This is a genomic window from Stenotrophomonas sp. 05N37, assembly GCF_056397365.1.
Map to the genome: position 1 here is coordinate 266383 of NZ_JBFTNG010000003.1, position 22991 is coordinate 289373.

The window sequence follows — 22991 nt, forward strand, 5'->3', positions numbered from 1 at the left end:
GGCCGCCTACCCGCCGGGGCAGCCCCGGGAGCGGACTTGGGTACAATGGTGGGCCCCGTTCCCAACCACGGTTCCCCGGACATGATGGTCCTCGAGGGCGCATCCGCCCTTTCGCCGTTCCGCCGCGAACGTCTTGAATCCCGCCTGCAGTCCCTGGCCGCCGATCTGCGCATCACCGGTGCCTGGCATGTCTACTTCATCCAGACCGAGGGCGATGCGGCCCCGGACCCGGCGATCCTGAGCCGGATCCTGGAGGCCCAGCCGGACCTGGCCGGGCGTGAGGACGGGGCCGTCTCCCGGTTCGTGGTCCCGCGGTTGGGCACGCTGTCGCCCTGGTCGAGCAAGGCCACCGAGCTGGTCCGCGGTGCCGGGCAGCCGATCCGCCGGGTGGAACGTGGCCTGCGCATCGACCTGGCCGGCTGGCCGGCCGATGCGGCCACGCAGGACGCGGTCAGCCGCGCGCTGCACGACCCGATGACCCAGTCCGTGCTGGTCCAGGCCGACCAGGCCCAGGCGCTGTTCAGCGCGCCGGCGCGCGGCGAGCTGGAACGCATCGCCCTGGACGACCTGGAAGCGGCCAACCGCCGCCTCGGCCTGGCCATGGCCCAGGACGAGATCGACTACCTGCGCCAGCGCTTCGGCGAACTGGGCCGGCAGCCGTCGGACGTGGAACTGATGATGTTCGCGCAGGCCAACTCCGAGCACTGCCGGCACAAGATCTTCAATGCCAGCTGGACCATCGACGGCGCCGACCAGTCGCATTCGCTGTTCCGGATGATCAAGAACACCCACCAGCAGACCCCGCAGCACACGTTGAGCGCGTACAGCGACAACGCGGCGGTGGTCGCCGGCTTCCCGGCCGCGCGCTATCGCCCGGACCCGGCCAGCGGCCAGTACCGCAGCGAGGCGGTGGTCGATTCGGCGTTCTGCATCAAGGTGGAAACGCACAACCACCCGACCGCGATCGCCCCGTTCCCGGGCGCGGCCACCGGTGCGGGCGGTGAGATCCGCGATGAAGGCGCGACCGGCCGCGGCGGCAAGCCCAAGGCCGGCCTGACCGGCTTCTCGGTCTCGCACCTGCGCATCCCGACCCTGCCGCAGCCGTGGGAGGCGCCGCGTGCGCTGAACCCGCGCATGGCCCCGGCGCTGGACATCATGCTGGACGGCCCGCTCGGCGGCGCTGCGTTCAACAACGAGTTCGGCCGCCCGAACCTGCTTGGCTACTTCCGCAGCTTCGAACTGCCGGAAGGGCAGGGCCTGACCCGCGCCTACGACAAGCCGATCATGCTGGCCGGTGGCCTCGGCGCCATCGACCAGAACCAGGTCGAGAAGCTGCGCCTGCAGCCCGGCGATGCGGTGATCGTGCTGGGTGGGCCGGCGATGCTGATCGGCCTGGGCGGCGGCGCCGCCAGTTCGGTGGCCTCCGGTGAAAGCGCCGAAGACCTCGATTTCGCCAGCGTGCAGCGCGACAACCCGGAAATGGAGCGGCGCTGCCAGGAAGTGATCGACCGCTGCGTCGCGCTCGGCCTGGACAACCCGATCCGCTGGTTCCACGACGTGGGTGCCGGTGGCCTGTCCAACGCGATTCCCGAGCTGCTGCACGACTCCGGCGTGGGCGGTGTGATCGACCTGGGCAAGGTGCCCAGCGATGACCCGTCGCTGTCGCCGATGCAGTTGTGGTGCAACGAATCGCAGGAGCGCTACGTGCTCGGCGTGCCGCAGGCGCGCCTGGCCGAGTTCGCCGCCCTGTGCGCGCGCGAGCGCTGCCCGTTCGCCGCGGTCGGTGTCGCCACCGCCGAAGAGCGGCTGGTGGTGGCCTACTGCGCCACCGTGGACACCATCCCGGCCGATGCGCCGATCGACCTGCCGATGGACGTGCTGTTCGGCAAGGCGCCGAAGATGCATCGCGATACCGCGCACCCGGCCGCCCCGCGCTGGCCGGCGTTGAAGACCGCCGGGCTGGACCTGCATGAAGCCGGCCTGCGCGTGCTGGCACACCCGTCGGTGGCCTCCAAAAACTTCCTGGTCACCATCGGCGATCGCAGCGTCGGCGGCTTGACCGCACGCGAACAGATGATCGGCCCGTGGCAGTTGCCGCTGGCCAACGTCGCCATCACCCTGGCCGGGTTCGATACGCTGGCCGGTGAAGCGATGGCGATCGGCGAGCGCACGCCGCTGGCCCTGCTCGACGCGGCCGCCTCGGCGCGCATGGCCGTGGGTGAAGCGATCACCAACCTGTGCGCCGCCCCGGTGGATGCGCTGGAGACGGTGAAGCTGTCGGCCAACTGGATGGCGGCAGCCGGCCACGACGGCGAAGACGCACTGCTATACGACGCGGTGCGCGCGGTGGGCATGGAACTGTGCCCGCAGCTGGACCTGAGCATTCCGGTGGGCAAGGACTCGCTGTCGATGCAGGCGCAGTGGCAGGCCGACGGCCAGGCGCACAAGTCGGTGTCACCGGTGTCGCTGGTGATCTCCGCCTTTGCTCCGGTCGCCGATGCCAGCGGCCAGCTCACCCCGCTGCTGGATCGCGACACCGACAGCGAGCTGTGGTTGATCGGCCTGGGTGCCGGCAAGCAGCGCCTGGGTGGCTCCATCCTGGCGCAGGTGCATGCCGACCACAGCGCACTGCCGGCATTCGCCGGCGCGGTGCCGGACCTGGACGATGCGCAGCGGCTGCGCGCGTTCTTCGAGCTGATCCGCGATGCGCGCCAGGCCGGCCTGCTGCTGGCGTACCACGACCGCAGCGACGGCGGCGCGTTCGCCGCGCTGTGCGAAATGGCCTTCGCCTCGCGGCTGGGCCTGGACATCACGCTGGATGCCTGGGGCGATGATCCGTTCCGCAGTCTGTTCAATGAAGAACTGGGCGCGGTGGTGCAGATCGCCAAGGAAGACCGCGCGGCCTTCGCCGACCTGGTCGAGCGCCACGCGCTGACCGAGTGCGCCCAGCGCATCGCCCGCCCGACCACCGCGCCGGTCGTGCGGGTGTCGCTGCAGGGCGAGAGCCTGGTCGAGTGGCGCTGGGAAGCGCTGTTCGATGCCTGGTGGTCGGTCACCCACGCCATGCAGAAGCTGCGCGACAACCCGGACAGCGCCGACCAGGAGCGTGCGGTCGCACGCAGCTTCAACGCGCCGGGCCTGAAGCCCAAGCTGACCTTCGATCTCAACGAAGACGTGGCGATGCCCTTCATCAACACCGGCGCGCGTCCGCGCGTGGCGGTGCTGCGCGAGCAGGGCGTCAACGGCCAGATCGAGATGGCCAACATCTTCGAACGTGCCGGCTTCGATGCGTTCGATGTGCACATGAGCGACCTGATCGACGGCCGCGTGGCCCTGTCCGATTTCACCGGCCTGGCCGCCTGCGGTGGTTTCAGCTACGGCGACGTGCTGGGTGCCGGCCGTGGCTGGGCGACCTCGGTGCTGGAGCGCAGCGCGCTGCGCGATGCCTTCGCGGCGTTCTTCGCGCGCGGGGACAGCTTCGCGCTGGGCGTGTGCAACGGCTGCCAGATGATGAGCCAGCTCAAGGACATCATCCCCGGTGCCGAGCACTGGCCGCAGTTCCGCCGCAACCGCAGCGAGCAGTTCGAGGCGCGCACGGCGTTGCTGGAAGTGGTGGAGTCGCCGTCGATCCTGCTGCGCGGCATGGCCGGCTCGCGCCTGCCGGTCGCGGTGGCGCATGGCGAAGGCCAGGCGGTGTTTGCCACGGCGGTCGACCAGGCCGCGGCACGCGTGTCGCTGCGCTACGTGGACGGCGACGGCAACGTGGCGACGCAGTACCCGCTCAATCCGAACGGCTCGCCCGACGGCATCACCGGCCTGACCAGCACCGACGGCCGGGTCACCATCATGATGCCGCACCCCGAACGCACGCCGCGCGCGCTCAACCTGAGCTGGCGTCCGAGTGACTGGCAGGGCGATTCGCCGTGGCTGCGGATGTTCCGCAACGCAAGAGTATGGTGCGGCTGATACGGCGCACGCTGCCGATGTCGATGCGATGAAAATCGCGTGAAGAAACCGCCGGTTCTGCCGGCGGTTTTTTTTTGCGTTCGGTGGAAAGTGATCGACAGCAATGAGTTACAGCGCGTTTCAATGTGAAATGGCGTTATGACCATTGCTCACATGAAGCTAACGAAATAAGCCTGTTTTCCGCCGGTTTTGTGACGCGCTTGGCGGTCAGGAGTTTTTCGAAGTCAAAGTCTTGACGTTGTTGGCACGGTGCGTTAACACTGATTGCTCATTTGGAAAGTGTTCAGTTCCACAGTAACCGCAGGGATGGCGCGTCCGCTGTACGTCTGTAACAAGCCATTCGGCACAACGCAGTAAATCAAGCGAGAAAACGCCCCCAGGGGACGTTGGACCACGTGGTCCGGCGTTGGCGTCGCTTTGCCTAAACCAGCCCACTCAGGAGTCGCATCGATGAATCGGATTTATCGCAAGGTCTGGAACAAAGCACTGGGGCAGATGGTCGTCGCCTCGGAATTGGCCAGCAGCCAGTCCGCCGGCGTGGTCATCGACCAGCGACGATCCACCGACACACGCGGCGCGTCGCTGCTGTCGGCCGCCATCGCATTGACACTGGGGCTGGGCACGGCAGCGATCGCGCCGGCCGCGCACGCGCAATCGGTGGAAGTGGGCGGCAATGCCAATTGCGTGGTGCTCAACAGCGGCGTGATCGACAGCTGCGTGGTCGACGGCAACGCCACGGCCTCGGGCAGCAACGCGGTGGCGATCGGCAGCAACAGCACCGCCTCGGCCAGCAACAGCGTGGCGCTCGGTGCCGGCTCCAAGGCCAATCGTGCCAACTCGGTGTCGGTGGGGGATGCCGGCAAGGAACGCCAGGTCACCAACGTGGCGGCCGGTACCGCGGCCACCGATGCGGTGAACAAGGCGCAGCTGGACAAGGTTGCGGTCGCCGCCGAAGGCGCGACCCGCTATTTCAAGGCCGATGGCGCGGGCAACAACAGCGACGCGGCGAAGATCGACGGTGACGGCGCCCTTGCCGCCGGCGCCGGTGCCACTGCCGACGGCGATGCCGCCACGGCCGTCGGCCAGGGCAGCCAGGCGCTGGCCAATGCCACCACGGCGGTGGGCAGCAGCGCGGTGGCCGCGGGCCTGGGCGCTAGTGCGTTCGGCCAGAATGCGCTGGCGCTCGGCGATGCCAGCACGGCCGTCGGGCAGAGTGCGGTGGCGTTCGGGCTGGGCGATGTCGCCCTTGGCGCGTCGGCGGTGGCCGCCAGCGAAAACGGCGCAGCGACCGCGATCGGCGGCCTGGCCGAAGCCAGCGCCGACGGTGCCACCGCGATCGGTGGCGGTGCGCTGGCCATCGGTGCGGGCAGCACGTCGCTGGGCCGCGGCGCAGGCAGCGGCGGCGAAGCCTCGGTGGCGGTCGGCGCGTTCAGCGTGGCCGTGGCCGATTTCAGCGCCGCGCTCGGTTTCAATTCCGCGGCCGTGGCCGTCGGCAGCGTGGCGCTCGGCGCCGGCTCCTACGCCGATCGCATCGACACGGTCTCGGTGGGCAACGGCGAAACCGGCCTGCGCCGCCAGATCACCAACGTGGCCGATGGCAGCGAAGCCAACGACGCAGTGAACAAATCCCAGCTGGATGCCGTGGGCGCGGTGGCGGCCACGACCAGTACGTATTTCCAGGCCACCGGCACTGGCGAGAGCGATGTCGGCGCCTATGCCGACGGCGACAACGCCACTGCCATCGGTGAAGCGTCCAACGCGCTTGGCAATGGGGCCACCGCGCTGGGCAGTGGCGCCACGGCCGTGGCACAGAACGCCACCGCGGTCGGCTTCAACGCCGCGGCCAGTGGGCAGAACAGCGCCGCCTTCGGCAACAACGCGCAGGCCAACGGGCCGGGCAGCGTGGCGGTCGGTGGCGCGGCCGTGGATGCCGATGGCAACCCGCTGATCACCAACGGTGGCGTGCCGGTGGATACCGGTGCCACCAGTGCCGGCGTCGGCGGTACCGCCGTGGGGGCGAGCGCGGAAGCAGCGGGCTTCGCTTCGTCCTCCTACGGTGTCGGCGCGTACGCCGGCGGCGCGCAGTCGTCCGCCTTCGGCGCGGTGTCCAACGCCATTGGCGACTACTCCACCGCGGTCGGCACGCAGAGCGTGGCCACCGGCAACAGCAGCACCGCCATCGGCGGCCCGGCCGACCTGCTGCCGGGCCTGGGCTTCTTCGTGCAGACCCAGGCCAGTGGTGAAGCGGCGACCGCCGTGGGCGCCGGCGCCATCGCCAGTGGCGACTACGCCACCGCCAACGGCACCCTGACCGAGGCGTCGGGCACCGAAGCCACCGCCGTGGGCTACTTCGCCTACGCGCCGGGTGAGGGGGCCACCGCGCTGGGCGCGGAAACCTGGGCCAGCGGCGAACTCAGCACCGCGGTCGGCTTCTATGCCACCGCACGTGGCGCGAACAGCGTTGCACTCGGCGCCAATTCCACCGCCACCCGCGCCAACACGGTGTCGGTCGGCGATGTCGGCAACGAACGCCAGATCACCCATGTGGCCGCCGGTACCGAGGCCACCGACGCGGTCAACAAGGCGCAGCTGGACGGCGTGGCCCAGGTGGCCAACGTCACCGCCAACCGCTTCAAGGCCAATGCCTCCGAGGACAGCGACGTGGGCGCCTTCGCCGAAGGCGATGGCGCGGTGGCTGCCGGTGAAGCGAGCAACGCGCTGGGAGCCGGCGCGGCCGCGCTCGGCAACGGGGCCAATGCGCTCGGCGATGACAGCGTGGCGGTCGGGCGCAATGTCAGTGCCAACGGCAATGGCAGCGTCGCCATCGGCGGTCTCGGCCAGGCCTATGACGAATTCAACCAGCCGCTGGTGGATGCCGACGGCAATGCCGTCACCGTAGGCACTACTGCCGCGCAGGATGCCGTCGCCGTGGGCGCCGGCGCACTCGCCACGGGCACCACCAGCAACGCGTTCGGCAGCGGCGCACAGGCCACCGGCAACAATAGCCTGGCCGCTGGCTACAAGGCGCGCGCCACCGGCGACTACAGCGTCGCCCAGGGCGACAATGCCTTCGCCAGCGGTGAGGAAACCACCGCCACCGGTGCCTACGCATGGGCCACCGAGGACGGTGCCACCGCCTACGGCGCCAGTGCATGGGCCACCGCCGCCAACGGCACCGCGGTCGGCCAGTCGGCATGGGCCAGCGGGACCGGCTCCACCTCCATCGGCTACAACAGCTGGGCCCGTGGCAGCAGCGCCACCGCGCTCGGTCGTGGTGCGTTCGGCTACGGCGACAACAGCGTCGCGGTCGGCTTCCAGGCGCTGGGCAACAGCATCAACACCATCGCCATCGGCACCAACGTGGTGGCCGGCGGCGAGAGCGCGATCGGCATCGGTGCGGGCAGCAATGCCAGTGCATCCAACGCGGTCGCCCTCGGCGCCGGATCGGTTGCCGACCGTGCCTACACCGTGTCGGTGGGCAGCGACACCCGCCAGCGCCAGATCACCCAGGTCGCTGCCGGTACCGAAGGCACCGACGCGGTGAACCTGGACCAGCTCAGCGACGCGACCGCGCAGTTCCAGGCCAGCGGCGACGGCGTGGCCGTGGCCGGCGGTGAGGAAAGCGTGGCCGCCGGGTCCAATGCCGCCACCGACGGCGACTACGCCACGGCGGTGGGCTCGGCCAGCTTCGCTGCCGGCAGCGGTGCCACCGCGCTGGGCAGCGGCGCGTTCGCATTGGCCGACAACGCCAGTGCGCTGGGCTTCAACGCGCTCGCCAGCGGCGCCAACGCGATCGCGGTCGGCGCCAACGCACAGGCCAGTGGCGAATACGCCACCGCGACCGGTGCCGAAAGCGAGGCCACCGGCGAGCAGAGCACCGCGACCGGTGCGGCCAGCATCGCCTCCGGCGCGGGCAGCCTGGCCGGCGGCGCGTTGTCCGAAGCGGCCGGCGAGGAGTCGGTCGCGCTGGGGTACTACAGCACCGCCAGCGGCCAGGGTGCCACCGCCGTGGGCGCTGAAAGCGTGGTCAGCGGCACCTTGTCGGCCGGCTATGGTTTCGGTGCCGAAGCCACTGCCGGTTACACCACCGCGATCGGCGGACTGGCCGTGGCCAGCGCCTTCAACGCCACCGCGCTGGGCAGCTTCGCCCAGGCCACCGGCTCCAACAGCGTGGCCGTGGGTGGCGATGCCGAGGCGTCCGGTGCGTACAGCACCGCCACCGGCCAGGGCAGCCTGGCCACGGGCACCAACAGCGTCGCCGTCGGCGGCTCGCTGTTCGGCCTGCTGGCCACCGAAGCCTCGGGCAATTACTCCACCGCCGTCGGTGGCGGGGCGTGGTCGCCGGGCTTGAACAGCACTGCGCTCGGCAACGCGGCCACCTCCAGTGGCGAGAACAGCGTTGCCCTCGGTGCCGATGCCATCGCCGACCGCGACGACAGCGTGTCGGTGGGCAGTGCCGGGGCGGAGCGCCAGATCACCAACGTCGCCGCCGGCACCGAAGGCACCGATGCGGTCAACCTCGACCAGCTCAACGCCGTGGCGGCCGCAGGCGAGGCGACCAGCAAGTATTTCCAGGCCAGCGGCAACGACAACAGCGATGCCGGGGCATACGTGGAAGGCGATGACGCACTCGCCGCGGGCGAAGCGGCCAGCGCGATCGGCGACGGTGCCACCGCGTTGGGTGCCGGTGCCAATGCACTGGCCACCCGCGCCACGGCCGTGGGCACCGATGCTTTGGCCAGTGCCGAAGGCGCTGCCGCGCTGGGCAGCAATGCGCAGGCCAGTGGCGACAACAGCGTGGCGCTGGGCAGCAATGCCAGCGCGAGCGAGATCGGGGCCAGCGCGGTCGGTAGCGGTGCCATCGCCAGCGGCGCCTATGCCACCGCCACGGGCGTTGAGTCGGCGGCCAGCGGCCAGCAGGCCACCGCCACCGGCTTCCGCAGCAGCGCCTCCGATGCCGGCGCCTCCGCGTTCGGCAGCTACAGCGAGGCCAGTGGCCGCCTGTCCAATGCCTTGGGTTACGGCGCCATCGCCTCCAACACGCTGGCCACTGCGGTCGGCACCTCGGCGACGGCTTCCGGTGCCAGCGCGGTCGCGCTGGGCGAATCCAGCGAAGCCACCGGCGATGAAAGCGTCGCCATCGGTGGGTCGACCTTCTTCGGCCTGATTCCGGCGCGTGCCAGCGGCACCGGTGCAGCGGCGTTCGGCGCCGGTGCCTGGGCCACCGACGACTACGCCACCGCGATCGGCTGGAACTCGTGGGCCGATGCGGCCAGCGCCACGGCGCTGGGTGCCAATGCCTCGGCCGAGGGCGTCAACAGCGTCGCCCTGGGCGCGGGTTCCAGCGCCGACCGCGACAATACCGTCTCGGTCGGCACGGCCACCGCACAGCGGCAGATCACCAACGTCGCTGCCGGTACCGAAGGCACCGATGCGGTCAACCTCAACCAGCTCGATGCCGTCGCCGAGGTGGCCGAGCAGACCAACCGCCACTTCAAGGCCTCCGGCAGCGGCAACGGCGATGACGTCGGCAGCTACGTCGACGGTGCCTATGCCACCGCCGCCGGTGAAGCGGCCAATGCCTTCGGCACCGGTGCATCGGCTTATGGCAGCGGCGCGCTGGCCTCCGGCCGCAATGCCTCGGCGTCCGGCTTCAACGCATCGGCCACCGCCGACTCGGCCACCGCCATCGGTGGTGCGCTGTACTACGAAGATGCCAACGGCAACGTGGTGCTCGACAAGGCCACCAGCGCCAGCGGGATCGGCGCTACCGCGCTCGGCGCCGGTGCGCAGGCGGTGGGGGTGTTCAGCACGGCCAGCGGCGCCGGTTCGACCGCGGCCGGCCTGCAGTCGTCGGCCTTCGGCTACAGCGCCGAAGCCGGCAGCGACTACAGCACGGCCATCGGCACCTTCAGTGCCGCCAGCGGCGTGCGCACCACCGCGCTCGGTTACGGTGCCGAGGCCAGCGGTGACTACGCCTCCGCACTGGGCTGGGGCAGCACCGCCTCGGGTGCCTATGCCAACGCGATCGGTTATGCCTCCCAGGCCAGCGGCGCCAACAGCGTCGCCGCCGGCTCCAACGCCTGGGCCACCGCTGCGCAGACCACTGCGGTCGGCCAGTTGGCGTGGGCGACCTCGGCCGGCTCCACCGCCATCGGCCAGGACAGCTATGCCTACAGCGGCATCAACGCCACCGCGGTGGGCAAGAGCTCCTCGGCCAGCGGCGCCGGCAGCGTCGCCCTGGGCGCCGGTGCGCGCACCAGCGAGGCCAACGTGGTCTCGGTGGGTGGCGGCAATGGCACCACCGGTCCGGCCACGCGCCGCATCACCAACGTCGGCGCGGCGGTCAACGCCAACGATGCGGTGAACAAGGCGCAGCTGGATAGCGTGGCGGCCACTGCCGATGCGGTCGGCAAGCACTTCCAGGCCAGCGGCAGCGGCGTGGCCACGGCCAGCGGCAGCGATGCGCTCGCCGCCGGCTCGGCGGCGACCGCCAGCGGCACCCGCAGCAGTGCGCTGGGCACCGCGGCGGTGGCCTCGGCGACCGGCGCCACCGCGGTGGGTGCCGATGCGTCGGCGCGCGGTGACAACAGCACGGTGCTGGGCCGCTCGGCCTCGACCAACGCGGTCAATGGCGTGGCGATCGGCAACGGCGCCTTCGCCAGCAATGGTGCCGGCAGCATTGCCATCGGTGCGGGCGCCGGCGTGTCCGGCGCCGGCGCGGTGGCGCTCGGCGCAGGCTCGCGTGCGGTGGAAGCGAACGTGGTCTCGGTGGGTGGCGGCAACGGCACCGATGGTCCGGCCACGCGCCGCATCGTCAACGTGGGCGCAGGCCGCATTGCTGCCGGCAGCACCGACGCGGTCACCGGTGGCCAGCTCAACACCACCAACCAGCGGGTCGGCGCGGTGGAAACCCGCGTGGGCGACATCGACGAGCGGATCGGCTCGGTCGAGAACGTCACCGCCAATGCGCTCGGCTACGACGACGCCAGCCGCGACAAGGTCACCTTGTCCGGCATACAGGGCACGGTGCTGGACAACGTGGGCAGCGGCTCGATCGCCTCGGGCAGCCGCCAGGCGATCAACGGGGGCCAGCTGTTCCAGTCGCTGTCCGATGCCGCCAGTTTCCTCGGCGGCGGTGCCAGCGTCGGCATGCAGGGCGTGTTCGTGGCGCCCAACTACGTGATCCAGGGCACGACGTACAACAACGTCGGCGATGCGCTAGGTGCGCTGGATCGCAAGGTCAGCGACCTCGACCAGCGCGTGGCCGGCAGCAGCACCGCCCGCGCCCGCGCGGCCGCACCGTCCACCGCCAGCCTGGCCAGTGCCTCGGTGGCCCGTGTGGATGACGCGGTGGCAACGGCCAGCGTGCAGGGCACGCCGACCGCCGCCAGTGCCGGTGCGGCACAGGTGGTCAGCGCACCGGCGGCTGCTGCACCGACCGCGGTCAATGCGGTGGTGATGGGCGATGGCGCGGTCGCCACCGGCGCGTCGGCCACGGCGATCGGCCAGGGCGCCACCGCGACGGCCGCCAACTCGGTCGCGCTCGGCCAGGGCTCGGTCGCTGATCGGGCCGATACGGTATCGGTGGGCAGTGTCGGTGCCGAACGCCAGGTGGCCAACGTGGCTGCCGGTACCTTGGCCACCGATGCGGTCAACAAGGGCCAGCTGGACGGCGGCATCGCCACGGCCAACAGCTACACCGACCAGCGCTTCGGCGCGATGGCCGACAGCTTCGATATCTACAAGGGCGAAATCGACCAGCGCCTGCGCCACCAGGATCGCCGCATCGACCGCCAGGGGGCGATGAGCGCGGCCATGCTCAACATGGCCACCAGCGCCGCCGGCGTCCGCACCCAGAACCGGGTCGGCGTGGGCGTGGGCTACCAGGGCGGCGAGTCGGCGCTGTCGCTGGGCTACCAGCGTGCGCTCAGCGAGCGCGCCACGGTGACCATCGGCGGTGCCTTCAGCAGCGATGACAGCTCGGTGGGCGTGGGTGCCGGCTTCGGCTGGTAAGCGGAACGTGGCAAGGCGTGGCCCGGTCGGGCCACGTCGCAAGCAATGCAAGGCCTGAGGGGGCGGGTCACGGGGACCCTGGCCAGGGCCGGCCAGGGAACTCGCATGGAATGTTGGCCTGAACAGTCGTTTGATCCATGACCTTGAAGAGGATTTCAACGTGACCAGTAAGCAGAACCTTCGCATCAACGTGCTGGCAGCCGCGATGCTGTCGATCTCCGCCGGTTCGGCGTTCGCCGCCAGCCCGCGTACCGAGGAACCGCAGCGTCCGGCAACCGCCGCGCAGCAGACCAGCAACGGCATCATCGTCAAGTACCGTACCGGCACCGCCGCCGCGTCGGACCGTTCGGCGAAGCTGGCGGTGGTCAATTCGGCCCTGTCGCGCGCCAGCCTCAACGGTGGCACCGCGCGCGCCGGTGCGCTCAGCCCGCAGGTGGTGCGCAAGCTCGGTATCGGCGCGGACCTGATCCGCCTGCAGAGCCGCCTGGGCGATGCGGAACTGCAGAAGGTGCTGGCCGAGCTGAAGGCCGATCCGGCCGTGGAATACGCGGTGGTCAATGCGCGCATGCAGCGCGCCGACCTGCGCGCCAAGCCGACCGAGACCAAGCAGCTGGTTCCCAACGATCCGTACTACGCGCAGTACCAGTGGCACTTCAGCAGTGCCACCGGCGGCATCAACGCGCCGTCGGCGTGGGATGTCTCGCAGGGCGAAGGCGTGGTGGTGGCGGTGATCGATACCGGCATCCTGCCCGACCATGAGGACTTCAGCGGCAACCTGCTGCAGGGCTACGATTTCATCAGCGACGCGGAGACCTCGCGGCGTCCGACCGACGCCCGCGTGCCGGGTGCGCTGGACTACGGCGACTGGGTGGAAAATGACAACGAGTGCTACACCGGCTCGCTGGCCGAAGACAGCTCCTGGCACGGCACGCACGTGGCCGGTACCGTAGCCGAGGCGACCAACAACGGCGTCGGCATGGCCGGCGTGGCGTACAAGGCCAAGGTGCTGCCGGTGCGCGTGCTGGGCAAGTGCGGCGGCAGCCTGGCCGATATCGCCGACGCGATTACCTGGGCCTCGGGTGGCACGGTGGCGGGGATTCCGGCCAACGCCAATCCGGCCGAGATCATCAACATGAGCCTGGGCGGCAGCGGCGCCTGCGATCCGGTCTACCAGGCCGCGATCAACGGTGCGGTGTCGCGCGGCACGCTGGTGGTGGTGGCCGCGGGCAACGCCGGTGGCAATGTCTCCAACGCGCGTCCGGCCAACTGCAACAACGTGGTGGCGGTGGGCGCGACGCGCATCACCGGCGGGATCACGTACTACTCCAACTACGGCGCGGCGGTGGATCTGTCGGCCCCGGGTGGCGGTGGCAGCGTCGATGGCAATCCGGGTGGCTACATCTGGCAGGCGATCTCCAGCAGCACCACCTCGCCCGAGCTGGGCACCTCCGATTACGGCGGCAAGGGCGGTACGTCGATGTCGTCCCCGCACGTGGCCGCGGTGGCCGCGCTGGTGCAGAGCGCCCGCATCGCCAACAACCGCGACGCGTTCACGCCGGCCGAGCTGGAGGCGCTGTTGAAGTCGACGGCACGCAAGTTCCCGGTGACCATCCCGGCGGCGACGCCGATCGGGACCGGTATCGTCGACGCCAAGGCCGCGCTGGCCAAGGCGCTGGAAGAAGAATGCACCGAGAACTGCGGCCCGACCGCGATTCCGCTGACCAACAAGGTGGCGGTGGGCGGACTGAGCGGGGCCGGCGGCAGCGAAGTGCTGTACAGCTTCGAGGCGCAGGCGGGCAAGGTGTTGAGCCTGCTGACCTACGGCGGCAGCGGCAATGTGTCGGTGTACGTGAGCCAGGGCAAGGAACCGACGGCGACGGTGTTCGACGCCAAGTCGGCCCGTCCGGGCAACAGTGAAACCGTGCGCTTCACCGCGCCGGTGGCGGGCACGTACTACATCAAGCTGGTCGGCGAGTCCGCATTCAGCGGTGTGAGCCTGATCGCGAACCAGTAACAGCGTGTGTGGTTTGCGGGCGTCCGTCTTTGTGACGGGCGCCCGCTTTTTGTTTGGGGGTTTCGTTTCAGCGAGACCCGGACCTGACTCGGGCGCTGCATCCCGGATGCCGGCGCTGCCCATCCGGCGCCCGCGCGTCGAACACGGCGTGCAGCGGCCAGGCAAAGGGCTGCGCCTGTTGTGGGTCGCGGTGTAGCCGCCCACGCCCGTGGCAGGTCGAATATTCGCGGCCGTTGATTGCTCCTTGTCCCCGCATACGGGATCAATCGTTGTCGCCAGGTGAGCATTCCATCCTTTTCATCCAGGCGCCTCCAAAGCGGTGCAGGGCGGCGATGAACTGCTAAAGTCGCGGGGTCGCCAGGAGAGCTTCTGTGAACGCGGTTGCCCACGATCCCATTGCAGATTCCAGCGCGGAAAGCCGCATCGTCGAGGCGTTGCTGCGCAGCGGGCGCCTGAAGGACGGCGACCTGGCGCGGGCGCGGCCGCTGCACCGCGAAGCCGGTGGCAGCCTGTTGCAGTTGCTGGTGCGATTGGGGCTGGTGTCCGAGCGTGACCACGCGCAGACCAGTGCCGACGTGCTGGGGCTGCCCTTGCTGGAGGCGCGTGCGGTGCCCGAGGTGGCGCCGGAGTCGCTGCTCGACGCGCTGCCGCTGTCGCTGCGCTTCCTCAAGCAGTTCCATGTCTGCCCGCTGGCCTTGCGCGACGGCGTCATGGAGCTGTGGTTGAGCGATCCGCAGGATCCCTATGCGGCCGATGCGGTGCAGTTGGCGATGGGCGTGCCAGTGCGGCTGCAGGTGGGCCTGCGCTCGGAGATCGATGACCTCATCGAGCGTTGGTACGGGCAGGGCCGCAGCGCGATGGGCGCGATCGTGGAGACCGCCGACGGCGAGGGCGCGGTGGTCGATGATATCGAGCACCTGCGCGACCTGGCGTCCGAAGCACCGGTGATCCGGCTGGTCAATCTGGTCATCCAGCGCGCCTTCGAACTGCGGGCATCGGATATCCATATCGAGCCCTTCGAGAATCGCCTGAAGGTGCGCTATCGGGTGGACGGCGTGTTGATCGAAGGCGAGAGCCCGCCGGCCAACCTGACCGCCGCGGTGATCAGCCGCATCAAGATCATGGCCCGGCTCAACATCGCCGAGCGTCGCCTGCCGCAGGACGGGCGCATCATGCTGCGCGTGCAGGGCAAGGAGCTGGACCTGCGCGTGAGCACGGTGCCGACCGCGCACGGTGAGAGCGTGGTGATGCGCCTGCTCGATCGCGACACGGTGGTGTTCGATTTCCATCGGCTCGGGTTCACCGATGCGTTCCTGCCGCAGTTCCGCAAGGTGTTGGAACAGCCGCACGGGATCCTGCTGGTGACCGGACCCACCGGGTCGGGCAAGACCACCACGCTGTATACCGCGCTGAGCCAGCTCAACACCGCCGACGTGAAGATCATCACCGTCGAGGACCCCATCGAGTACCAGATCGAGGGCATCAACCAGATCCAGGCCAAGCCGCAGATCGGGCTGGACTTCGCGCATGCGTTGCGCAGCATCGTGCGCCAGGACCCGGACATCATCATGATCGGCGAAATGCGCGACCTGGAAACCGCGCGCATCGCGATCCAGTCCGCGCTCACCGGCCATCTGGTGCTGTCCACGCTGCATACCAACAACGCGGCCGGCGGCATCACCCGCCTGCTCGACATGGGCGTGGAGGACTACCTGCTTACCTCCACCATCAACGGCATCCTCGCCCAGCGCCTGGTGCGCCGGCTGGAGCCGCAGCACGCGCAGCGCTACGCCGCCTCGCCCGAGCAGATCGAGAAGTTCGACCTGCGCCGGCTGCAGCCGGAGGGCGATATCTTCCTGTATCGGGCGCAGCCCTCGGCGATCGCGCCCACCGGCTACCTGGGCCGCACCACCATCATGGAATTCCTGGTGATGAACGACGCGCTGCGCGGGGCGGTGATGCGCCGCGCCGGGATGGGCGAGATCGAGCGGATCGCGCGCGAGGCCGGCATGCGCACCATGTACGAGGACGGCCTGTCCAAGGCGTTGCTTGGCCACACCACCATCGAGGAAGTGCTGCGCGTGACGGAGGAATCCTGATGCACGCACGCGTCCGCCGGCCGGCAGGCCACTGAGCATGGCGCAGTACCGCTACAAGGCGCTCAATGCCCATGGCGAGCTGTTCGACGGCCAGATGGAGGCCGCCAGCGAAGCCGAGGTGGCCGCGCGCCTGCAGGACCAGGGCCACCTGCCGATGGAAGCGCGGCTGGCCAGCGAGGGCGTGGCCACCACCACCTCCTGGGCCTCGCTGCTGCGGCGCAAGCCGTTCGACGGCGCCGCGCTGGTCCAGTTCACCCAGCAGCTGGCGACCCTGCTCGGTGCCGGGCAGCCGCTGGACCGCGCGCTGACCATCCTGCTGGAACTGCCGGAAGACGAGCGCAGCCGCCGGGTGATCACCGAGATCCGCGACGTGGTGCGGGGTGGCGCGTCGCTGTCGACCGCGCTGGAACGCCAGCACGGCCTGTTCTCGCGGCTGTACATCAACATGGTGCGTGCCGGTGAAGCCGGTGGCAGCCTGCACGACACGCTGCAGCGCCTGTCTGATTACCTGGAACGCAGCGCCGAGCTGAAGGGCCGGGTGATCAATGCGCTGATCTACCCGGCGATCCTGCTGGCGGTGGTCGGCGGGGCGCTGTTGTTCCTGCTGGGCTACGTGGTGCCGCAGTTCGCGCTGATGTACGAAAGCCTGGACGTGGCGCTGCCGTGGTTCACCCAATGGGTGCTGGCGGCCGGCCTGGTGGTGCGCGAAGGCTGGCTGGCGATGATCGTGGTGCCCGCGCTGGCGCTGCTGGTGATCGAGCGCAAGCTGCGGCAACCCGCGTTCCGGCTGGCGATGGATGGCTGGCTGCTGCAGCGCAAGGGCATCGGCCCGCTGCTGGCCAAGCTGGAAACCGCGCGCCTGGCGCGCACGCTGGGCACGTTGCTGCGCAATGGCGTGCCGCTGCTGGCCGGGCTGGGCATCGCGCGCAACGTGCTGGGCAACCGCGCGCTGGCCGACGACGTGGACGCCGCCAGCGACGAGGTCAAGAACGGCAGTGGCCTGTCGCTGGCGCTGGCCCGCGGCAAGCGCTTCCCGCGGCTGGCGCTGCAGATGATCCAGGTCGGCGAGGAATCCGGCGCGCTGGATACGATGCTGCTCAAGACCGCCGACACGTTTGAACAGGAAAGCGCACGCGCGATCGACCGGCTGCTGTCGGCGATGGTGCCGGTGATCACCCTGGTGCTGGCCTCGGTGGTCGGCCTGGTGATCGTGGCCGTGCTGGTGCCGCTGTACGACCTCACCAACGCCATCGGCTGACGATGGCGCTGCCCCTGACATCCCGCAAGGAGCCTGCCGCATGCAACGCCGCCTGACCCGTTTTTCCTCGCCTCGCCACCAGTCGGGCATGAGCCTGCTGGAAATCATCATCGTCATCGTGCTGATCGGTGCGGTGCTCACCCTGGTCGGCAGCCGCGTGCTCGGCGGTGCCGATCGCGGCAAGGCCAACATCGCCAAGGCCCAGGTGCAGACCGTGGCCGGCAAGGTCGAAAACTTCCAGCTGGATACCGGCAAGCTGCCCACCAAGCTGGATGACCTGGTCACCCAGCCCGGGGGCAGCACTGGCTGGCTGGGGCCGTACGCCAAGCCGGCCGACCTCAACGATCCGTGGGGCCACCCGCTGGAGTACCGCGCGCCGGGCGAGGGCCAGCCGTTCGACCTGATCAGCCTGGGCAAGGATGGCAAGGTGGGTGGCAGCAGCTACGACGCCGACATCCGTTACGAGTAAGCCTGCTTGCCGGTCGCCGCCCTGCATCGCTGCGCGTTGCCCCGTTGCCTGCCGCGCCCCGCGCGTGGCGCAGCCGGGCTGTCGTTGCTGGAGATGCTGCTGGTGGTGGCGCTGATCGCCATCGTCGGGGTGGTCACCGCCACGGCGATGAACGGCGGCATCGACGGCATGCGCCTGCGCAACGCGGGCAAGGAGCTGGCCACGCAGTTGCGTTACACGCGCACCCAGGCCATCGCCAGCGGCGAACGGCAGCGCTTCGTGATCAATCCGCAGGCGCGCACCTGGCAGGGGGCCAGCGGTCGCCACGGCACGCTGCCCGAGTCGCTGGAGGTGCGCTTCCGCGGTGCGCGTGAAGTGGCTGCCGCCGCCGGCCAGGGCGCCATCGCGTTCTATCCCGATGGGGCCTCCAGTGGCGGCAGCATCGAGTTGCAGGTGCGCGAGGCGGTGTGGCGGATCGACGTGGGCTGGATCACCGGTGAAGTGCGCTCGGGCCAGCCACGGGAGCGCCGATGAAGCGTCAACGCGGTTACTCGCTGCTGGAGGTGATCGTTGCCTTCGCGCTGCTGGCGCTGGCGCTGACCCTGCTGCTGGGCGGTCTGTCCGGTGCCTCGCGGCAGGTCAGGCAAGCCGACCTGCGCAGCCGCGCGGTGCTGCACGCACAGTCGCTGCTGGCCGTGACCGGTGTCGAGGCGCCGCTGCAGACCGGCGAGCGCAGCGGGCAATGGGACGCGGGCCGCTACCGCTGGCACCTGCAGGTGGCGCCCTACGTGGATCCGCGTGGCGGCGCGTTGAACGCCGCCGAGCCGGTCTCCGGCCCGGTGCTGGCGCAGCTCAGCCTGGACGTGCGTTGGGGCGACGGCGCGGGTGAACAGCTGCAGTGGCGCAGCCTGCGCCTGCTGCCGGCCACGCCCGGGGCCCCGCGATGACGCGCATCGGCCTGCGCGGCGCGCGTGGTTTCACCCTGATCGAGGTGCTGCTGGCCACCGCGTTGCTGGTTGGCGGCCTGGCCCTGGCGTTCGCCACGGTGCGCTCGGCGATGGCGATCAGCCAGCGCGGCGAACGCATGGTGGCGCAGAACGAGCGCATGCGCGCGGTCGAAGGCTTCCTGCGCCGGCGCCTGTCGATGGCCATGCTCACCGCCACCACGCCGCCCGATCCCACCCGTGAGCCGGTGTACTTCCAGGGGCAGGCGCAGAGCATGCTGTTCGTGTCCGACCTGCCCGGTTATCTGGGCCGTGGCGGCCCGTACGTGCACGACCTGCAGGTGCGCGGCAGCGACGGGGCGCAGCGCCTGGAGCTGGCATTGACCCTGGTACAGAACGGCGAACGCATCGAGGAAAACCCGGTGCGTCCGCCGGAAGTGCTGGCCGATGGACTGCGCGAGGTCCGCTTCCGCTATCGCGGTATCGACCCACGCAACGGCGAACTTGGCGATTGGCAGGACACCTGGGAGGACACCCGTCGCCTGCCCAGCCTGGTCTCGATCACCGTCACCCCGCAGCAGGGGCAGGCATGGCCGCCGATGGTGGCCGCGTTGCCGCAACAACGCGGGGCGCGCCCATGACCCGGGCCCGTGGTGCGGCGCTGGTGCTGGTGCTGTGGCTGATCGCGCTGCTGACCGCCGTGGTGGGCGCGTTCGCGCTCAGTGCGCGCGTGGAGCACCTGCAGGAACGGGTGGTCGGCGACGATGCGATCGGCCAGGAGCATGCGCGCGCCGGGTTGGAATACGCGCTCTACCGCCTGCAGCCCACCGCCACCCGGCCGGCGTGGGTGGCCGACGGGCGCCGTTATCGCTGGCAGTTCGACCAGCGCCGGATCGACCTGCGCATCGTCGACGAGAACGGCAAGATCAACCTCAACCTGGCCGATGCCGCCCTGCTGGAGGCCTTCCTGCGGGCGATGGGCGTGGAAACCGGGCGTGCGCGGCAACTGGCCGGTGCGATCGTGGACTGGCGCGACGCCGACAGCCTCAAGCAGCCGGTCGGGGGCGCGGAATTGCCGGAGTATGTCGCGGCCGGCCTGCCCTACGGGCCCCGCAACAACCGTTTCGAGACCCTGGGCGAGCTGCAGCGCGTGCTGGGCATGGATGCCGCGTTGTATGAACAACTCGCGCCGATGCTGACCCTGTACAGTCGGCAGTCGCGTCCGGATCCGCGCTTCGCCGCCGGCCCGGTGCTCACCGCGCTGGGCCTGGATGCGAACCAGCTGCTGGCCCAGCGTGAGCAGTCCCAAGGCGACGAAGAGCAGAAAGTGGGCGGTGCGACGCTTGCCAGTGGCAGCGGCACCTATAGTATCGAGAGCCGCGCAATGGATGACCGCGGCCGGGTGTCGGTCCTGCAGGGCGTGGTGCGCATGGGGGCGTCGGGCACGCCGGGAACGACTTACACAGTACTTCGTTGGGAACAGGGAATGGCAGCACGATGACGGCATGGCGGGACAGTCTGGTGCGGGCGCAGGGGCAGGTGGCGCCGGGCGTGGGCAAAGGCCTGCGCTGGTGGCGGCGTTCGCTGCTGGCGTGGCTGCCCGAGCGCTGGCAATGGGCGCTGGGCTGGTCGCGCGCGCGGTTGCTGCTGCAACGGCAGGGCGAGCAGTTGGTCGTGCAGCGCGATATCGGGCTGCACCGCGACACCCTGCTGGAACTGCCCTGGCCGCAGACGCCGGCCACGCTGGAACAACGCCTGGACGCCCGCCTGCGCACGCTGCCGCGGCATTGGCTGTTGCCGGCCACCGCGGCGTTGCGCCGGCCGATGCGCCTGCCTGCCGCCGCCGCCGCGCGCCTGCGTGACGTGGTCGGCTTCGAGATCGATCGACAGACCCCGTTCGAACCGGCGCAGGTGAGTTTCGATGTGCGTGAGCTCGGAACACGCGATGATGGCCAGCTGCAGGTCGAGCTGGTGGTCATCCCGCGCCTGGCGCTGGAGCAGTGGGCCGGGCAGGTGGGGCCGTGGGCGCAGGCACTGGCCGGGATCGACGTCGCCGATGCGGAGGGCCAGCCGCTGGGCGTGAACCTGCTGCCGCTCGAGCAGCGCCAGACCCTGCGCGATCCGATGCGGCGCTGGAACCTTCTCATGGCCGCAGCCACCCTGGTGGTGCTGGCGCTGGCCGGGCAGCAGATCCTCGACAACCGCCAGGCCGCGGCCGATGTGCTGCGCGAGCAGGTCAATGCGGCCGCGCGCGATGCGCGCCAGGTCGCGGCCGAACGCCAGCAGTTGCAGACCCTGGTCGAAGGCGCGGCATTCCTGGAACAGAAGCGCACGGCGCATGCCAGCACCGTGGAACTGTGGAATGAACTGACCCGGCTGCTGCCCGATGGCACCTACCTGGAGAAGTTGTCGGTGGAGGGGGACTCGCTGCAGCTGATCGGGCTCAGCCGCGAAGCCTCGCAACTGGTGCCGCTGCTGCAGGATTCGCCGCTGTGGCGCAAGGTCAACCTGACCGGCGTACTGCAGGCCGATGGCGGCGCCGCCGGACGCGATCGCTTCACTCTCACCGCCGAACTGCAGCCCTTGCCCGGCGCGGTTGCCGCCAGCGCGCCTGCCGCCACTACCACTGCGGAGGGTGCCGATGGCCATGCCAACGACACGCCGTGACCGCTGGCTGGCGCTGGCACTGCTGGTGGCGGTGATCGCGCTGGCGTACCTGCTGCTGGTGCACCCGTGGTTCACCCGTCCGCTGCTGGCGATCAATGCCGAGATCAGCGAACTGCAGGAGCGCGGCCAGCGCGTGCAGGCGCAGTTGCAGCAGCGGGTGCCGGTGGCACGCGGCCTGCAGCAGGCCCAGGCCGCCCTGGCCGGGCGCCCGGGCTTCCTGCGCGAGGCCACGGCCGAGTCGGCCGCCGCCGCGTTGTCGTCGCGCCTGCAGGATGCGGTCGCCTCGGCCAGCCCCGGCAACCGCAGCTGCACGATCAGCAACCGCTCGCCGTTGCAGGACACCGGCGGCGGCGACAACGCCTTCCCCAGGATCGCCCTGCAGGTGCGCCTGCGTTGTGGGATTCCGGAGATGGCCGCGGTGCTGCACACGCTGGAGACCGGCAGCCCGCGCTTGTTCATCAACAACCTCAACCTGCTCGCGCAGCGCTTCCAGCAGTCGCCCAATGAAACCGGGACCGGGCTGGATGTGTCCTTCGAGCTGGTGGGCTACCTGAAACCCGATGCGTTGGCCGACGCGCCAGCAGGCGCGTCAGCCGCCGGCGCGCCGCTCGCCCCGCCGCCCGTGGGCCTGTCCGGCGGTGCCGGGTTGAGTCCCGCGCCGGCGATGGCGGTGCCGACCGGCCCGCAGGCCGCCGCCGACGTGCCCTCGGACGGGGCCGACGCGGCGGCCGCAGCCGCTGCCGACGCCACCGACCGCGCATCCGACGGCCCGGAGGAGGACGCCCATGAAGATTGAGCTGGCCTCCCTGCGCAGCTGGTGGCTGGCCACGGCACTGCTGTGGGCCGCGGCGATCTGGGTGGCCGGCCTGTTCGGCCTGGGCGGCCGCATCCCCGCCGCCGCCGAGGGCGATCGCACGGCGTCGCCGCTGCCGGTCCTGCCGGCGGCCGCGCCCGAGCGCCTTGCCTCGGCCGAGGCTTACGCGCAGATCGGCGCGCGCCCGTTGTTCGCCGAAGACCGCAAGCCGCGCCCCTACCTGCTCGGTGGCAGCGAACCGGGCGCCTCCAGCGCGGTCAGCCTGACCGGCGTGCTGCTCACCAGCGAGTTCAGCATGGCCATCCTCACCACCGACCAGAAGCAGTCGCTGCGCCTGCGCCTCAATGGCGAGCCGGTCAACGGCTGGCAGCTGCTCGCACTGGAGCCACGCAGCGCCACGGTCAGTGGCCCCGGCGGGACCCAGACGCTGGAACTGAGCGTGTTCAACGGGCAGGGCGGGGAGCCCCCGACGGTGCTCGGCAATCCGGTCAATGGTGCGGTGCCGCCGGCCGGCGCCGGGGTCACGGCGCCGCCGCCCATGGCACCCTCTGCGCGCCCGGTCCAGGCCGCCAATCCCTCCGTGCCGGCGCCAGCGCCGGCCACTCCACCGGCCACGCAGACGCAGACGCCGTCGGCACAAGGCCCCAGCGATGCGCAGATGCAAGCCATCCGTGCGCGTATCCAGGCGCGCCGCCAGCAGCTGCAGCAACAACAACAACAGTCGCAGCGGCCGCCCACGGGCGGCTCCGGCCAGAACAACTAGAG

The 22991-nt window shown here is 70.4% G+C and carries 13 protein-coding genes; all 13 read left to right on the forward strand.

Annotated features, from left to right (window positions below; genetic code table 11):
• The first annotated feature begins 81 nt into the window (after positions 1-81).
• The 13 genes from purL (at position 82) to AC1DGC_RS11880 (ending at position 22989) form a co-directional block, all read left to right on the forward strand.
• Positions 82-3966, forward strand: coding sequence for a phosphoribosylformylglycinamidine synthase (gene purL / locus AC1DGC_RS11820; protein ID WP_478047925.1), 3885 nt, complete (start codon positions 82-84; stop codon positions 3964-3966).
• Positions 3967-4416: 450 nt separating this feature from the next.
• Positions 4417-11982, forward strand: a complete 7566-nt coding sequence (locus tag AC1DGC_RS11825; RefSeq protein ID WP_478047926.1) for an ESPR-type extended signal peptide-containing protein — start codon at positions 4417-4419, stop codon at positions 11980-11982.
• A gap of 160 nt (positions 11983-12142) precedes the next feature.
• Positions 12143-13996, forward strand: a complete 1854-nt coding sequence (locus AC1DGC_RS11830; RefSeq protein ID WP_478047927.1) for a S8 family peptidase — start codon at positions 12143-12145, stop codon at positions 13994-13996.
• 371 nt (positions 13997-14367) lie between these two features.
• Positions 14368-16095, forward strand: a complete 1728-nt coding sequence (gene gspE, locus AC1DGC_RS11835; RefSeq protein ID WP_259207015.1) for a type II secretion system ATPase GspE — start codon at positions 14368-14370, stop codon at positions 16093-16095.
• A 37-nt stretch (positions 16096-16132) separates the two neighbouring features.
• Positions 16133-17353 carry a type II secretion system protein XpsF gene (gene xpsF, locus AC1DGC_RS11840; protein ID WP_259207014.1) on the forward strand — a complete coding sequence of 407 codons (1221 nt, stop codon included), beginning with the start codon at positions 16133-16135 and terminating at the stop codon, positions 17351-17353.
• A gap of 40 nt (positions 17354-17393) precedes the next feature.
• Positions 17394-17822 carry a type II secretion system major pseudopilin GspG gene (gspG, locus tag AC1DGC_RS11845; RefSeq protein WP_259207012.1) on the forward strand — a complete coding sequence of 143 codons (429 nt, stop codon included), beginning with the start codon at positions 17394-17396 and terminating at the stop codon, positions 17820-17822.
• Positions 17823-17915: 93 nt separating this feature from the next.
• Complete coding sequence (xpsH, locus tag AC1DGC_RS11850) at positions 17916-18335, forward strand: type II secretion system protein XpsH (RefSeq protein WP_478048003.1); 420 nt, start codon at positions 17916-17918, stop codon at positions 18333-18335.
• A complete protein-coding gene (xpsI, locus tag AC1DGC_RS11855; protein WP_478047928.1) occupies positions 18332-18748 on the forward strand; it encodes a type II secretion system protein XpsI in 417 nt (138 codons plus the stop codon). The genes xpsH and xpsI overlap by 4 nt, the downstream gene beginning before the upstream one ends.
• Positions 18745-19386: a prepilin-type N-terminal cleavage/methylation domain-containing protein gene (locus AC1DGC_RS11860; protein WP_259207008.1), complete on the forward strand. Its 642-nt coding sequence runs from the start codon at positions 18745-18747 to the stop codon at positions 19384-19386. Before xpsI ends, AC1DGC_RS11860 begins: the two co-directional genes overlap by 4 nt.
• Positions 19383-20246, forward strand: coding sequence for a type II secretion system minor pseudopilin (locus tag AC1DGC_RS11865; protein WP_394163826.1), 864 nt, complete (start codon positions 19383-19385; stop codon positions 20244-20246). Before AC1DGC_RS11860 ends, AC1DGC_RS11865 begins: the two co-directional genes overlap by 4 nt.
• Entirely contained in the window at positions 20243-21412 is a 1170-nt protein-coding gene (locus tag AC1DGC_RS11870; protein ID WP_394163827.1) for a PilN domain-containing protein, read from the forward strand. Before AC1DGC_RS11865 ends, AC1DGC_RS11870 begins: the two co-directional genes overlap by 4 nt.
• Complete coding sequence (gene gspM / locus AC1DGC_RS11875) at positions 21387-22208, forward strand: type II secretion system protein GspM (protein ID WP_259207003.1); 822 nt, start codon at positions 21387-21389, stop codon at positions 22206-22208. Before AC1DGC_RS11870 ends, gspM begins: the two co-directional genes overlap by 26 nt.
• Positions 22198-22989 (forward strand): hypothetical protein, encoded by a 792-nt coding sequence (locus tag AC1DGC_RS11880; RefSeq protein ID WP_478047929.1) that lies wholly within the window; start codon positions 22198-22200, stop codon positions 22987-22989. Before gspM ends, AC1DGC_RS11880 begins: the two co-directional genes overlap by 11 nt.
• Positions 22990-22991 lie beyond the last annotated feature (2 nt).

Excerpts from the sequence above, each read along its gene's own strand:
- AC1DGC_RS11870 (WP_394163827.1), top strand. The coding sequence starts at position 20,243 with ATGACGGCATGGCGGGACAGTCTGGTGCGGGCGCAGGGGCAGGTGGCG.
- purL (WP_478047925.1), top strand. The coding sequence starts at position 82 with ATGATGGTCCTCGAGGGCGCATCCGCCCTTTCGCCGTTCCGCCGCGAA.
- xpsH (WP_478048003.1), top strand. The coding sequence starts at position 17,916 with ATGCTGCTGGTGGTGGCGCTGATCGCCATCGTCGGGGTGGTCACCGCC.
- AC1DGC_RS11860 (WP_259207008.1), top strand. The coding sequence starts at position 18,745 with ATGACGCGCATCGGCCTGCGCGGCGCGCGTGGTTTCACCCTGATCGAG.
- gspG (WP_259207012.1), top strand. The coding sequence starts at position 17,394 with ATGCAACGCCGCCTGACCCGTTTTTCCTCGCCTCGCCACCAGTCGGGC.
- xpsI (WP_478047928.1), top strand. The coding sequence starts at position 18,332 with ATGAAGCGTCAACGCGGTTACTCGCTGCTGGAGGTGATCGTTGCCTTC.
- gspM (WP_259207003.1), top strand. The coding sequence starts at position 21,387 with ATGGCCATGCCAACGACACGCCGTGACCGCTGGCTGGCGCTGGCACTG.
- AC1DGC_RS11825 (WP_478047926.1), top strand. The coding sequence starts at position 4,417 with ATGAATCGGATTTATCGCAAGGTCTGGAACAAAGCACTGGGGCAGATG.
- AC1DGC_RS11880 (WP_478047929.1), top strand. The coding sequence starts at position 22,198 with ATGAAGATTGAGCTGGCCTCCCTGCGCAGCTGGTGGCTGGCCACGGCA.
- xpsF (WP_259207014.1), top strand. The coding sequence starts at position 16,133 with ATGGCGCAGTACCGCTACAAGGCGCTCAATGCCCATGGCGAGCTGTTC.
- AC1DGC_RS11865 (WP_394163826.1), top strand. The coding sequence starts at position 19,383 with ATGACCCGGGCCCGTGGTGCGGCGCTGGTGCTGGTGCTGTGGCTGATC.